Genomic DNA, 14,170 nt, shown 5'->3' with positions numbered 1-14,170 from the left:
ACGGAAGGGCAGCAGTTGTCCGCCCCTGTCGATAGCGCCCTGCATAGCGGTCGCCACCCCGAATACCTGTCCAGCATCGCGGCGTACCGCGAGGACTTCCGACGTTACCTGCGTAATTTGAAGACAGCCGACGAGTGGCGCGCGGCCGCGTTCACCAGCGCCGAGGACGGACTTGCGCACGACGCCACGGTGATGGCCACTCTGAACGCCGACGGCTGGAACCGGTACGGCTGGCCGGAGGCCGCGGGTGGGTTGGGCGGCAACGAGATTCACCGTGCGGTGTACTACGAGGAACTCGGCCGCGCGATGCTGCCCATTCCGGCCCAACACTGGACGCTGGAGACCCTCGGCCCCGCTCTGTTGAAGTTCGCTCCCGGTCTGGCCGCGGCGTATCTGCCGGGTTACCTCAGCGGCGTCGAGTGGTGGGGCCAAAGTTTCTCAGAACCCGAGTCGGGCAGCGACCTGGCCAGCCTGCGCACCCGCGCGGTCGACGACGGGGCCGGGGGGTTCGTCGTCAACGGTCAGAAGATCTGGACCAGCCAAGGGCCCACCGCCACGCGCCTGTTGGCGTTGGTCCGGACCGGAACCCCCGAGAGCCGACACCGCGGGCTGACGATGATCATGGTCGACGCCGACGCACCGGGCGTCACCATTCGTCCGATCGCGCTGGCCAGCGGACGCCGCGAACTCGCCGAAGTGTTCTTCGACGACGTCCGGGTCGACGGTGAGCGGGTCGTCGGCGACGTCGGCGGCGGCTGGGCCGTGGCGATGCATCTGATGCAGTACGAACGCGGCATGTACGGCTACGCGGTGCTCAACAAGGTGCTCACCGAATTGGGTCGATTGCGTGAGCACATGGTGACCGCCGGCGCTACCGACGCGCAACGCCGGCGCTTCGCCAGGGTGTATGTCGACGTGGCGGCCGCCCAGGCACGCACTGCCACCACCGTGCGCCGATTGGCCGCGGGCGAGGCGGTCGGTGCCGATAGCAGCATCGACAAGCTGCTGTTCGGCCGCGCCGAGAAGGAGGTCAACGACCTCATCCTGGAAATCGAGCGAGAGCACCTGATCGCCGGCACAGGCCGTGGCGGCGCGGAACTGGACACCGCGCGGGCCGAGTGGTGGTACTCGCGGGCCGCCACGGTGATGGGTGGCACCGCCGAAGTGCAGCGCGGCATCATCGCCGACCACCTGCTCGGGCTGCCCAAGGAGAAACGATGAGGAAGGCGCCGGTGCCCGACGAGTCATGGCAGATGGTCGAAGAGGCGGTGTTTCGCCTCTTCGAGGAACTGGCGGGTAAGAACGCCGGTGAGCACCTGGCAATCGGTGGGCGGCTGGCCGAGTTGGGCTGGTCGGAGATCGAGGCCGAGTACCCCGTCCAGGCGGGTGAGCTGTTGTTCCGCGCGCAAGGCAGATCGCTGGCCCTGACGGACTGCTTGGACCGCATCATGTTGGCCGAACTGGCCGGAGTGCTCGACGGTTCCGCAGCTCACGTGCTGCTGCCCGACCTCGCCACCGGAAGTGTGGCGGGTTCCGATGCTGAGCGGGTCTCGGGCATCATGCTGGGACCGCCGGAGGGCCGGATCGTGGTCCCGGTAGTCGGACCGAGGAACACCGTTTCGGTGGCCGTTGTGGACGCATCGCGGCTCAACGGCCAGCGGCTGGACACCTTTGACGTGTCGACGCATTGGACCCGAGTGAGCGGATCAATCGACACCCCGCTGGTCGAGGCCTCCACCGAATGGAAGAACGCCGTCACCGCAGCCCGTCGGGCGCTGGCCACCGAACTGGTGGAACTGGCCGAGCGGGCGCTGCGCATCGCCGTCGACCACGTCAGCGTGCGCGTCCAGTTCGGCGCACCGATCGGGTCATTCCAATCGCCGCGGCATGCACTGGCCGATGCCTCGGCGGTGCTGGCAGGCGCGCGGGCGCTGCTGGGCGAGTCATGGCGAGACGGCGGCGAACTGTTGGCGCTGGCCGCCAAGGCCGCCGCGGGCCGGGCACACCGCGCCGTCAGCGACGTGGCACTGCAGGTGTGCGGTGCGATCGGACTGACCGCCGAGCACGATCTGCACCGCTACGTCACTCGAGGATTCCAGATCGACGCGCTCTGCGGGTCACACGACCAGCTCGAAGGGCTGCTCGCGGAGCGGCTCTTCGAGGACTCCGACGAGGGCTGGGCCACCGGCCGCGCGCTGCCCGCCGTCGTCACGTGGGCCGACGAGACAGCCGAGTAGAGGGAAGTACATGCGCCGCAACATTTTCGAGGAGATCCACGACGAGTTCCGGGCCACCGCCAGGAGCTTCTTCGAGCGCGAATGCGTGCCCAACGTCGAGAAGTGGGAACGCGACGGCAAGGTGAGCCGTGAGGCCTGGCTGGCCGCAGGCGAACACGGATTGATCGGCTGGGAGTTCGACGAAAAGTACGGCGGGCTCGGCGTCAAGGACTTCCGGTTCAATCAGATCGTCTCCGAGGAGATGTTCCTTACCGGTTCGGTCGGCATCGGCCTCGGCGTGCAGAACGACATCCTGGTGCCGTACCTGAACGATCTGACCACCGAGGAGCAGAAGGAACGCTGGCTGCCCAAGTTTGTCTCCGGCGAGTACATCGGGTCCATCGCGATGTCCGAACCCGCGGCGGGGTCCGACCTGGCCGGCATCAAGACCACCGCGCGCGACGAGGGCGACCACTGGGTGGTCAACGGCCAGAAGACCTTTATCAGCAACGGCCTGCTGTCCAAGCTGGTGCTGACGGCCGTGAAGACCGATCCGTCGGCGCGGCACAAGGGCATCAGCCTGCTGATGATCGAGGACGGGATGGAGGGTTTCACCCGTGGCCGCAAGCTCGACAAAATCGGCCAATACTCCGCCGACACCGCGGAATTGTTCTTCGAGGATGTCAAGGTGCCCAAGGAGAACCTGGTGGGAGAGCTCAACCGCGGCTTCTACCATCTGGTCTCCAACCTGCCCAGCGAGCGGGTCGGCGTAGCCTGCTACGCGCTGCCGGCCGCCCGCCGTGCGCTCGACCTGACCAAGGCCTACGCGCTGGAGCGCACCGCGTTTGGGCAGCCCATCGGCAAGTTTCAGGTCAATAGGCACTTCCTGGCCGAAATGCAGACCAAGCTCGACGCCGCTCAGACCTACCTCGACCAATGCGTGCTCTCGGTCAACGACGGCACCCTCAGCGATCAGGACGCCGCCGGGCTGAAGTGGTGGACCTCGGAAGTCCAGTGGGAGATCATCGACCGCTGCCTGCAGCTGCACGGCGGCTACGGCTATATCAACGAGTACGAAGTAGCCAGACTCTGGCGGGACTCGCGGGTGCAGCGGCTGTATGCGGGCACCACTGAGATCATGAAGGACCTCATGGGACGGGCGATGGGGTACTAAGGGTGAGTTTGCTAACTGACGGTCGCCGATTCCCGACTCGGCCCTCTAGTTCGGCTAACCTCTAAATGGTTAGTTGATTCGCATATTCGCATAGCGGTGGAGGTTGCAATGGAGGTCACCAGTCTTCGAGAACCGAAGATGGCCGATCGGGTGGCCACGGTGCTGCGGCGAATGTTCATCCGCGGCGAGATCACCGAAGGCACCATGTTGCCGCCGGAATCGGAGCTGATGGAGCGTTTCGGCGTGTCCCGGCCGACGCTGCGGGAAGCGTTCCGCGTGCTCGAATCGGAGTCGTTGATTCAGGTTCAGCGTGGGGTACGCGGCGGCGCCCGCGTCACCCGCCCCCGGCGCGAGACACTCGCCCGCTATGCCGGCTTGATTCTCGAATACGAAGGCGTCACGGTGAAGGACGTCTATGACGCACGAGTGACGCTCGAGGTTCCGATGGTCGAGCAGCTGGCCAAGGACCGCAGTCCCAAGGTGATCGCCGAACTCGAGCAGATCGTCGAACGCGAATCGCAGCTGAATCCCGGCAGCGACGCCGTCGATCAGCTCACCGACTTCCACGCCGCAATCGCGCGGTTATCCGGCAACAGCACTCTGCAAATCGTCAGCGACATGCTGCATCACATCATCGAGAAGGCCAACCGGTCGCTGCAGCCAACCAAGGGCACGCGCGCCGAGCAGGCGGTCCGCCGCTCAGCGAAGACCCACCGGATGGTGCTGGACATGATCAAGGACGGCGACGCCGAGCAGGCCGGCGAGCTCTGGAAGCGCCACCTGCAGAAGGCAGAGGAGTTCGTCTTGACCGGCGCCGAATTGTCCACCGTCGTAGACCTTCTCGAATGACCGGGGTCGACGAACAGGTAAACCAGCACGATCTCGAGACACCCGACTCGATACAGGTCCGGTTCGGTATCGGATACGTCGAATCAGACCCGCCCAAGGCCACAGCCGTGCTGTCGATGCCGATGCATCGATTCCGCAATCCGTGCACCGGCGCTCCCACTGTGGCCCCCTTGGCGATCCTCGTCGACGCGGCCGCCGGGATCGTCAACCACTACCGCAGGCGGCCCGGGCACTGGACGGTGTCAAGCGAGCTTTCGATGGACCTCAGCCCCGACGTCGGCGAACTCGACGGCCCGGTGCTGGCCAGCGCGCACTCACCCGGTCCGCTGGGTGCCACGTCGCTGGGGATCTGCACGCTGACCTATCGCGGCGTGGTGATCGGCACCGGCATAGTGCGGTCATTCTTCATCCACGCCGGCGACATCGTCCCTCAGCAACGGTCGGAGACCCTGCGCCGGTCGGGCGAGACCGCGTTCGCCGACCTGATGGCGGTGCACGTCGCGCAGGATGGTCCGGCGACGGTGCTGGCGCAGCGTGCGGACGGCAACCTGAACAACGACATGGACATCGTGCACGGCGGCGTGGCCGCCGCCGGCCTCGAGCTCGCGGCTTCGGCGGCGATCAACCAGAACCGTTCCGGCGGTCTGCTGCAGACCTCCTCGTTGCGAGTGAACTTTCTGCGTCCGTTTTTCGCCGGCAATGAATCCCGCTACGAGGGCACGCCGTTGCGCGTAGGCCGCAACACCGGCGTGGGCGATGCGCAGGCCACCGGCCACGACCGCAAGGTGGCGATCACCGCGCGAGTGACGGCCTACCGCTGACTGATTCCCGCGCCGGCCCGTCGAGCTACTTCTTCGAGCGCGCCCGGAACGCGGCCACCCGCTCCTTGAATTCCGGGGTCGAGAACGACGTGTATTCCTCGGCCAGCGCGTACTCCAGCACACCGAGCGCGGCCCGAGACAGGTGCATGTTCATCGCGACCTTGCTGGCGCGCAGGGCCTGAGGCGGCAGACCGGCCAGCCGCTCTCCTATTGCGAGCGCCTCGTCGAGCACGGTGTCATCGGTGGCCACTTTGGTGACGAGGTTCAGCTTGTCCGCAATGGCAGGGGTGATCCGATCCCCGAGCAGCACATACTCTTTGGCTTTCATCAGGCCGATCAGCAGCGGAAGCATCGCGGCACCGCCGTCACCGGCCACCAAGCCGACCGCGACATGCGGGTCGGCCAGGTAGCTGTTCTCCCCCATCACCAGGAAGTCGCTCAACAAAGCGATCGAGCAGCCGAGCCCGACAGCCGGGCCGTTGACGGCCGACACCAGCGGCTTGGGGAAATTGATCACCTCGAGAAAAACCGTGCGGGCCTCGGTGATCTGAAACTGACGTGCCACTGGGTCCTCGATGAGGCGCCCGAACATCACCATGTCGCCGCCCGCGGAAAATGCCTTTCCGACACCGGTTGTCACCACCGCCCGCACGTCATCGTCGGCGGCCAGTACCCGCCAGATCGTCGCGAACGCGTGGTGCACGTCCTCGTTGACGGCGTTGAAAGCCTCCGGCCGGTTGATGCTGATCACGTGCACGTTGCCGGTCTTCTCCACCAGCAGCCACGGCGCAAACTCTTCGTAGCCGGGCAGGGTGGCGATCTCGGAAGTTGTCATGTGATGGTCCTATCAGTTCTTCTGGTTGGAAAGGACGGTGACCGCGGAGACCGCGGTCGGCCCGCCGATGTTGTGCGCCAACGCGATTCGTGCGCCGTCAACCTGATTCTCGGCTTCACCGCGAAGCTGGTTGAACAGTTCGTAACACTGCGCCACGCCGGTGGCACCCGGCGGATGCCCCTTAGCCTTCAACCCGCCGCTCGGGTTGATCGGAATCGACCCGCCCACATAGTGTTCGCGGCCTTCCACCAACTTGTAGGCCTCGAAACGGTGTGCGAAGCCCAGATCTTCGTAGCTGATCAGCTCGACGCCGGTGAAGCAGTCGTGGACCTCGGCGACGTCGATATCGCGCGGCGTCACCCCGGCCATCGCCATTGCGGCCTTGGCGGCACGCACCGTCGGCGGAAACGTCGTCATGTCCGTCTTATGCTGGTGCATCACCCGGTCCATACCCAGCCCCACGCCGCGAACCCAGACGGGACGGTCGGTGTAGCGGTCGACGACGTCCTCGGCAGCCAAGATCACCGCGGCCGCGCCGTCGCTCTGCGGGGTGCAGTCGTAGAGCCCGAAGGGTTCGACCACGATCGGCGCGGCAAGCGCCTGCTCGACGGTGATCTCATAGCGCAGTTGAGCTTTCGGGTTGTTCACCGCGTGGAAATGGTTCTTCACCGCCACCATCGCCATGTGCTCCTTCGTCGCCGGAGACTCGTGCAGATATCGCATCACGTGCAGCGCGAAATTGGCGGGCGCAACCAGCCCCAGCGGATAGTCCCAGGCGTTGTCGCGGGTCATCGCCGCCCAGTCCCAGAACGTGGTGTTCGAGGAGGTCTCGCGGACCTTGTCGGCCCCGACGACGAGCACCACATCGTAGAGGCCGGAGGCAATGGCCAGCGTGCCGTTCCGGATCGCGTCATTGCCGGTGGCGCAGGCATTTTCGACGCGGGTTACCGGGATGTCAGTCAGATCGAGGGTGTCGGCCAAAATGCCGGACGGGAACCCGTCGGTGGTCGCTAACTCGCCGAACCACGCGGCTTCGAGCTCAGACTTCTGAATGCCCTTGTCAACGTTGGCGACCGCTTCGGCGTAGGCCATCGGCACCAGGTCCTTGATACCCAGTTCGAAGTGTTCGGCGAAGGGCGTCATCCCCGCGCCGACGATGGCGACTTTTCTCATGCAACCGCTCCTTCCAGCGTCCGTCCGGGCCAGAAGGCGTAGCCGTAATCGGGAATGCCGGTGCGAGTGGCGATCCTGCGCAGCACCACCGCCCCCGGCTGTCCGATCGTCGCCTCGCCCGCGGGCACACCGGTGACTTTCAGCAGCACCCGCACCGGGCTGTCGTCGAGTTGAACGACGGCCAGGGAGTACGGGCTGGGCAAGTCGGGCACCGGAATCCGCACCGTGGTGTGGGTGTAGACGGTGCCGGTTCGCGGCAGCGACTCGAGCCGGTACTCGGTGGCCAACCGTCCGGCATTGTCGACTCGGAGCCGCGGTGGAAACTGCGGTGCGGCATCGATGCCGGGGCTCTCTTCGAAAACCGCCGCCTCCCAACGGATCTTCGGCTCGAAAGCGCGCGCATACGCGGGCATCGAAATCGGAATGCCGACGCCGTCGGCAACGCGCGCCTTGGGTAGCTCCCGCGCCGGAAACTCGTCGCGGGCGATCCTGGGCTTGGCGCCCCCCTGCGCGAGATCGGCCGCGCTGACACTGGATTGCTCGACGGCGATCAACAAGCCTTGTGCGCCAGCCTCGATCGCATCGGCCAACAGCCGGATGATCGCCGTGGCGGAGACGGTGGGGATGCCGACGGCGTGCGATGTGTCGAAGTCACCCCCGACCTGCGCGACCGGCACGCCTGCGACCGCTGCCACCGCCGAGTTTGGGGCGAGGCCCAATCGGGCCAGTGTGGAACGCACCCCGACCTCACGTTGCAGCCGGGGGTCGACGTAGGAGTGGCGGGCGCCGTCGGCACCACGGGCCGTCAACGGCAGACTGCGGGTCTGGCGTGCCAGCGGGGTCACGGAGGCGCCGCCATCGCCCGTGAGCACCGCACCGGCCCCCGCCGCGAGATCGTTGTCGTCGGCGGCGATCACCAAGGTGCCTTCGCCGGCGCTGCAGATTTGGTCCAACACGGCGGGCGCACCGCCGAGGACCTCGGCGACGGGGGTGTCGGCCGGCAGGGACAACGCGGCCAACAGCACCGCGCCGTTGCCGCCCTCCAGCAGCGGAAAGTCACGTGACACCAACGCCACGCGTTGCGCCGTGGCCTCGGGATCGGCGGCGCGGCCGGCGGCGACGGCCATCGTCAGCGCGTCCTCGTCGGCCCCCTTGACCCGCCGGTCGCGCACAGTCCATGGCGGCAGATAGGTGCCGATCGACAGAACCTGAGTCATGGGGCCTCGCTTCGGTCGGGCGGGTTCATCCCTCCCACTAATGAGCTATATAGTTATAGCATTCCTCGAATCACCGCAGCGACGGCGGAAGGCCAACAAACCGTGGGTAGTCCCGATTCTCGCACTTTGAAGCACCGCGTGGTCGTGGTCACCGGCGCGAGCCGCGGTATCGGAGCCGCCGTCGCCGTTCGGGCCGCCGCCGATGGCGCTGCTGTGGCCCTGTTGGCTAAGACTCAGACGCCGAATCCCAAGATCGCGGGCACCCTTGGCGAGACCGCGGACGCCGTGCAACGTGCCGGCGGTCGGGCGCTGCCGCTGACCTGCGATGTGCGCGATGCGGCAGCGGTCGCAGCGGCAGTCGAGGCGGTAGCCGACGCGTTCGGTGGCATCGACGTCGTCATCAACAACGCCGGAGCCCTGGATCTACGACCGACCGCGCAGCTACCGCCCAAAAGCCTGCGCCGGCTGCTGGAGGTCAATGTCGAAGGGCCGTTCGCGATTGTGCAGGCCGCACTTCCGTACTTGCGCCGGTCGGGCAATGCGCACGTGGTCAATGTCGCCCCTCCGCTGAACATGGACCCCCGATGGGTTGGTGCCCATGTCGGGCACACCGTGGGCAAGTACGCCGAGAGCCTGCTCACCTTGGGATGGGCCGAGGAGTTCGCCTCGGTGCCGATCGCGGTGAATTCACTGTGGCCGGCCACCACGATCGCCAGTACGGGAATGATGGTCGCAATGGGCGAGGAAACGGTGCGGGCGCAGGCCCGCAGCCCGCAGATCATGGCCGAGGCGGTGCACGCGCTGGTCACCCGTCCCGCCGCGGCGTGCAGCGGCCACTTCTACACCGACGAGGAGATCCTTCGCGAGGAGGGCCGCGCCGACCTGTCGGAGTACCTACTGGCGGCCAACGAGGATGACCTGACGCCCAACTTCTACCTCCTGTCGGCCCCGGCGCCTACGGTTTAGGAAGCGGCAGTGGTGAATTCGTTCGACGCGTTGAGCGCCCGTGAGCCCGAGTTGGTCAAGCTGCGGCACGCCGTGCGCGACTTCTTGGAGTCCGACCGTGCTGAATTCGGCTGGCAGCCCGGCGTCGATTCATGGCTGGCCGGGTGGGACGAGGAGTTCTCGGGGCGGCTTGGCGCCGCCGGATTGACCGGCCTGACCATCCCGCAGCGTTACGGCGGCCACGGGCTGGGGCACCTGCACCGCTACGTGGTGACCGAGGAACTGATCGCGGCGGGCGCGCCCGTGGCCGCCCACTGGACGGCCGACCGTCAGGTCGCACCCGCCCTGCTGACCTACGGCAATGAGGAGCAGCGCGAACGTTTGTTGCCCAAGATTGTTGCAGGACAGCTTTTTTCGTCAATCGGCATGAGCGAACACGGCGCCGGGTCCGACCTTGCTGCTGTGCAAACCAAGGCTGTCCGCGCCGACGGCGGCTGGCTACTCTCCGGCAGCAAGGTGTGGACCAGCGGGGCCCACCATGCGCACCAGGTCGTCGTGCTAGCCCGCACCAGCCCGCCGGATCCAGAACACCGCCACGCCGGGTTCAGCCAATTCCTGGTGCCGTGCGATGCCGAGGGCGTCCGCATCGAGCCGATCATCCTGATGTCGGGGGCTCACCACTTCAACGAGGTGCTGTTCGAGCAGGTCTTCGTTCCCGATGCCGACGTGCTCGGTGAGGTCGGCAACGGCTGGCACCAGGTCACGTCCGAGTTGTCGTTCGAACGCAGCGGGCCCGAGCGGATCCTGTCCACCGGTCCCCTGCTGTTCGCCGCCATCCGCACACTCGGTCGCGGGCCGGTGCCCGACGACCGTACCGCCGCCGACATCGGCGACCTGATGGCGCGGTTGATCTCGCTGCGGCAGCTGTCGTTGTCGGTGGCCCGCACGCTCACCGACGGCGGCGACGCGGCGAATCAGGCGGCGCTGGTGAAGGACCTCGGCACCCGTTTCGAAGCCGAATCCGTCGGGTTGATCGCCGACCTGCTCGAGGCGGCACCGCCGAATTCCGAACTGGAGGCCATGCTGAACACCGCGTGGCTGCACAAACCCATGTTCACGCTGCGCGGTGGCACCAACGAGGTGCTACGCGGCGTCATCGCCCGCGGTATGGGGCTGCGATGAGCGCGCTGGCCGGCGGGGTATTCGCCGCGACCGACTCTCAAAATGACGACACACAGCTGCGCCAGCTCGTCGACGACCTTGGCCGGCGTTCCTATGACGCGGGGCTGGGCCGTCGCGGCATCCCCGAGCAGTTCGACGCCGAACTCTGGCGCAACCTCGAGGACACCGGGCTGGCCAGGCTGACGAGCACGCCCGACATGGGAGCCGGCCCGCACGAGTTGGCCATTGCGCTTTACGGCGTGTCCCGCCACGCCGGCGCGGTGCCGTTGGCCGAAACCGACGCGCTTGCCGGGTGGCTGGGCCAGCAGGCCGGGATCGAGCTCCCCAACGGGCCGCTGACCGTTGCCGTCGCCGATGCCGAAACCGACGGCGCCAGGGTCACCGGCACCGCGACCGGCGTGCCATGGGCTCGAGCGTGCGCCGCCGCCCTGCTAGCCGTCACCACGCCCGCCGGGCTGCGGGTCGGCGTCATCGACGTGGCCTCTGGTGATCTGCAGGAAGGCCACAACCTGGCAGGCGAACCACGCGATTCGGTTCCGTTCGACGTGTCCGCCGACCAATTACACGCCGTAGACCCGGCACTCGGCGCCGAGCTGACTCGGCGCGGCGCATGGTCACGCTGTGTGCAGACCATCGGGGTGCTGGACGCCGCCGCCGCACTTTCAGTCGAGCACACCCGGCAGCGCGTCCAGTTCGGTCGTCCGCTCAGCGCCTTCCAATCCGTGCAGCAGTCACTGGCCGGCATGGCCGGAGAGATCGAAAGAGCCCGTGCCGCTGCGGAATTAGCTGTCGCCGCCGCTTCCGAGCACGGCTTCAACTCCCCCCACACCGACTATGCCGTCACCGTCGCGAAGGTCGCAGTCGGCCGCGCCGTCGGCCCGGTCACCAGCGTCGCCCATCAGTTGCACGGCGCGATCGGCGTCACCAGTGAGCACCCGCTGTGGCTGTTCACCCTGCGCGCTCAGAGCTGGACCGCGGATTACGGCACGACCGCGAACTACGCACGACGACTCGGCCGGCTGGTGCTGGCCGCGGAGGATCCGTGGAGCTTGGTGACGGGCGATCCGCCTGAAGTGAAAACAATGGTTAATAAGGAGAATTGGTGACTGTAGCGAAATTCGACGGAGCGTCGGCGATTGTCAGCGGCGGCGCGGGTGGCCTGGGCGAGGCGACGGTCCGTCGGCTCCATGCCGACGGACTCGGCGTGGTGATCGCCGATCTCGCCGCCGACAAGGGTAAGGCTCTGGCCGACGAACTGGGCAGCGGGGCACTGTTTGTCAGTACCGATGTAACCAGTGACGAGAGTGTGCAGGGCGCCATCGAGCAGGCCAACCAGCTCGGTCGATTGCGCTACGCGGTCGTTGCGCACGGCGGCTTCGGGGTGGCCCAACGGATCGTGCAGCGCGACGGCAGTCCCGCCGACATGGCCGCATTCACTAAGACGATCAACCTGTATCTCAACGGCACCTACAACCTGACACGGCTGGTAGCGGCTGCGGTAGCCGCTGCCGAACCTCGTGAGGACGGCGAACGCGGTGCCATCGTCATGACGGCCTCGGTTGCCGGCTATGAGGGCCAGATCGGCCAGACCGCTTATGCCGCAGCGAAAGCCGGCGTGATCGGGTTGACCATCGCTGCCGCTCGCGACCTCAGTTCGGTGGGCATCCGAGTCAACACCATCGCCCCTGGAACGATGAAGACGCCGATCATGGAGTCGGTCGGCGAAGAGGCGATCGCAAAGTTCGCCGCCAACATCCCGTTCCCCAAGCGACTAGGCACTCCTGCCGAGTATGCCGACGCAGCAACGTTTCTGCTGTCCAACGGCTACGTCAACGGCGAGGTGATGCGCCTAGACGGCGCGCAGCGCTTCACTCCGAAGTAGCCGGCGTGGACTGCGGGCCGACCTCGCGTCGGCCCGCAGCGACGGGCTACAACCGGCCCTGGACCCGGAGTTCCGGGTGCACCCAGTCCGGCGAGTCCTTCTGCTTGAACGCCCGAAAGCCTTCGGCCGCCTCGGGACCGAACAGACTGGTCGTCATGCCGATCCGGTCGTACAGCCCGAGGTAGTTGTCCAGGCTCGCCTTGACCAACCCGCGCGCTCCCGGAGCGGTCCGGCAACACTGCGCGAGCAACTCCTTGGCGACGCTCATCAGGTCGTCGTGCGGGACCACCCTGCTCACCATGCCCCAGTCGAGCGCCTCCTGCGCGTTCAGCGTCCGTCCGGTGAACATCAGGTCCTTGGTCCGGACCGGTCCGATGAGCCGGGCCAGGACCTGGCTGTAGTACGTGTCGGCGATGCCACGGAACAATTCGGGCACCCGGAAGACGGCCCGATCACTCACCACGGCGAGGTCACTGCACATCGCGATCTGCAGGCCACCACCCTGACAGATGCCGTTGACCGCGGACACGACCGGCTTGGCCGACTGCCGCAGCGTGTCGAACGGCGTGACGTCGGTTCCCATGGTGGACGCGAAGTCCATCCAGTTGTCTGCTGCTTTCTGACCCAGGTCACCTCCCGGCGCGAAGACGTCGCCGGTGCCGGTGATGAGCAGGCCCGCGAGGTCGGGGTCGGCATTGACGCGACTCACCGCGTAACGGATCCCGAAGTACATCGCGGGCGTCATCGCATTCCGCGCCTCGGGGCGGTCCAAGGTGCAGATCGCAAACGCACCTTCACGTTCGAACCTCAGGTAGGGGCTCCCCAACCAGTCACCGTCGGGTGGGCGCGGACCGCCATTGGGGCTGTCGGACATGTGATATCCCTTCCAAAGCTCGGAGTGTTCCGTCGTCCACCAAATTAGCCAAATAGTTGTATGATTCCAATTCCGCGGCGTAACGTGGCGCACGTCACTGCGTCGCGCCCTCACCATCCCGCAGAGCGCGGCCGATAGCGAGAGCTACTGGAGGCTTAAAGATATGGGTTCACTGGACGGCAGAGTTGTCTTCATCACCGGAGCCGCTCGCGGGCAAGGCCGTTCGCACGCGGTGATGTGCGCCGAGCAAGGTGCCGACATCATCGGCGTCGACATCTGCGAGAACCTCGACATCGTGCCCTATGCACTTGGCACCGAAGACGATCTCGAGGAGACGGCCCGCCTGGTGGAAAAGACCGGCAGGAAGATGCTGACCCGCAAGGCGGACGTCCGCGACAAGGCTGCCCTGCAGGAGGCGTTCGACGCGGGCGTCACCGAGTTCGGCCACGTCGACACGGTGCTCGCGAATGCCGGGGTCGTGCTCACCAACGCCGATGAGCGCGACGCCTCAGAGGCGCTGAGGCTAGGGCTCGACATCATGCTCATCGGGGTGTGGAACGCCTTCCAGGTAGCGATCCCCCACATGAAGGAACGTGGCGAGGGTGGCAATCTGATCGCGACGAGTTCGATGATCGCCCTACTGGATCTCACCGACGGCCGCGGCGGCAGCGACGCCTACCTGATGTCCAAGGTCGCCGTCGTCGGCCTGGTCCGCGCGTACGCAGCCATGCTTGCCCCCGACCGTATTCGCGTCAATGCGGTGGCGCCGACGAATTGCGCGACCCCGATGATCACTGACAACCCGGCGCTGTTCAAAGTGATCGAGGACAACCCCCGCATGGTCAATGCAGTCCAGACCGCGCTGCCGGACTTGCCGCTGATCGAGCCACGCGACGTCAGCAACACGATCCTCTTTTTGATCAGCGACGCGGGCCGTTCGTTCACCGGAAGCATGCTCAAGGTGGACGCCGGCATGGACGTGCGGCGAGGCTAGTCGGCGCG

14 protein-coding genes are annotated in these 14,170 nt (G+C 66.5%); 10 read left to right on the top strand and 4 right to left on the bottom strand.

Translation table 11 applies throughout. The features are described 5' to 3' along the window. The first annotated feature begins 15 nt into the window (after positions 1-15). From B8W69_RS07330 to B8W69_RS07310, 5 genes are all read left to right on the top strand, one after another. Positions 16-1,221 carry an acyl-CoA dehydrogenase family protein gene (locus B8W69_RS07330; protein ID WP_083175165.1) on the top strand — a complete coding sequence of 402 codons (1,206 nt, stop codon included), beginning with the start codon at positions 16-18 and terminating at the stop codon, positions 1,219-1,221. After that, on the top strand, positions 1,218-2,237 hold the full coding sequence (locus B8W69_RS07325) for an acyl-CoA dehydrogenase family protein (protein ID WP_014379517.1): 1,020 nt from the start codon (positions 1,218-1,220) through the stop codon (positions 2,235-2,237). Before B8W69_RS07330 ends, B8W69_RS07325 begins: the two co-directional genes overlap by 4 nt. Positions 2,238-2,247: 10 nt before the next feature. Beyond that, complete coding sequence (locus B8W69_RS07320; RefSeq protein WP_009953756.1) at positions 2,248-3,390, top strand: acyl-CoA dehydrogenase family protein; 1,143 nt, start codon at positions 2,248-2,250, stop codon at positions 3,388-3,390. A gap of 108 nt (positions 3,391-3,498) precedes the next feature. Next, on the top strand, positions 3,499-4,239 hold the full coding sequence (locus tag B8W69_RS07315) for a FadR/GntR family transcriptional regulator (protein WP_083175162.1): 741 nt from the start codon (positions 3,499-3,501) through the stop codon (positions 4,237-4,239). After that, positions 4,236-5,060 (top strand): PaaI family thioesterase, encoded by an 825-nt coding sequence (locus B8W69_RS07310; protein WP_085289233.1) that lies wholly within the window; start codon positions 4,236-4,238, stop codon positions 5,058-5,060. The genes B8W69_RS07315 and B8W69_RS07310 overlap by 4 nt, the downstream gene beginning before the upstream one ends. Positions 5,061-5,085: 25 nt before the next feature. Here B8W69_RS07310 and B8W69_RS07305 read toward each other — a convergent pair whose 3' ends face one another. Genes B8W69_RS07305 through B8W69_RS07295 form a run of 3 tightly spaced genes read right to left on the bottom strand, consistent with a single transcriptional unit; the run spans position 5,086 to position 8,285 of the window. After that, the gene (locus tag B8W69_RS07305; protein ID WP_009953753.1) at positions 5,086-5,895 is read right to left on the bottom strand and encodes an enoyl-CoA hydratase/isomerase family protein; all 810 of its coding nucleotides are present in this window, start codon (positions 5,893-5,895) and stop codon (positions 5,086-5,088) included. A 12-nt stretch (positions 5,896-5,907) separates the two neighbouring features. Next, positions 5,908-7,068, bottom strand: a complete 1,161-nt coding sequence (locus B8W69_RS07300; protein WP_011724876.1) for a thiolase C-terminal domain-containing protein — start codon at positions 7,066-7,068, stop codon at positions 5,908-5,910. Continuing rightward, entirely contained in the window at positions 7,065-8,285 is a 1,221-nt protein-coding gene (locus B8W69_RS07295; RefSeq protein ID WP_085289232.1) for a Zn-ribbon domain-containing OB-fold protein, read from the bottom strand. Before B8W69_RS07295 ends, B8W69_RS07300 begins: the two co-directional genes overlap by 4 nt. A gap of 126 nt (positions 8,286-8,411) precedes the next feature. Between B8W69_RS07295 and B8W69_RS07290 the strand changes: the two genes are divergently transcribed. From B8W69_RS07290 to B8W69_RS07275, 4 genes are read left to right on the top strand one after another with little or no spacing between them, the layout of a single operon-like run. Continuing rightward, entirely contained in the window at positions 8,412-9,251 is an 840-nt protein-coding gene (locus tag B8W69_RS07290; RefSeq protein WP_009953748.1) for an SDR family oxidoreductase, read from the top strand. 9 nt (positions 9,252-9,260) lie between these two features. Further along, positions 9,261-10,412: an acyl-CoA dehydrogenase family protein gene (locus B8W69_RS07285; protein ID WP_085289231.1), complete on the top strand. Its 1,152-nt coding sequence runs from the start codon at positions 9,261-9,263 to the stop codon at positions 10,410-10,412. Further along, a complete protein-coding gene (locus B8W69_RS07280) occupies positions 10,409-11,518 on the top strand; it encodes an acyl-CoA dehydrogenase family protein (protein WP_009953744.1) in 1,110 nt (369 codons plus the stop codon). The genes B8W69_RS07285 and B8W69_RS07280 overlap by 4 nt, the downstream gene beginning before the upstream one ends. Next, positions 11,515-12,294 (top strand): SDR family oxidoreductase, encoded by a 780-nt coding sequence (locus B8W69_RS07275; protein ID WP_009953742.1) that lies wholly within the window; start codon positions 11,515-11,517, stop codon positions 12,292-12,294. The genes B8W69_RS07280 and B8W69_RS07275 overlap by 4 nt, the downstream gene beginning before the upstream one ends. 46 nt (positions 12,295-12,340) lie before the next feature. Here the strand turns inward: B8W69_RS07275 and B8W69_RS07270 are convergent, their stop codons facing one another. Beyond that, complete coding sequence (locus tag B8W69_RS07270) at positions 12,341-13,168, bottom strand: enoyl-CoA hydratase/isomerase family protein (protein WP_009953740.1); 828 nt, start codon at positions 13,166-13,168, stop codon at positions 12,341-12,343. Positions 13,169-13,331: 163 nt separating this feature from the next. Between B8W69_RS07270 and B8W69_RS07265 the strand changes: the two genes are divergently transcribed. Beyond that, on the top strand, positions 13,332-14,162 hold the full coding sequence (locus tag B8W69_RS07265) for a mycofactocin-coupled SDR family oxidoreductase (RefSeq protein ID WP_014379513.1): 831 nt from the start codon (positions 13,332-13,334) through the stop codon (positions 14,160-14,162). The last annotated feature ends 8 nt before the right edge of the window (positions 14,163-14,170 follow it).

This window comes from Mycolicibacterium vulneris (assembly GCF_002104765.1).
Taxonomy (GTDB): Bacteria; Actinomycetota; Actinomycetes; order Mycobacteriales; family Mycobacteriaceae; genus Mycobacterium; species Mycobacterium vulneris.
This window is presented reverse-complemented; position numbering and strand designations above follow the sequence as displayed.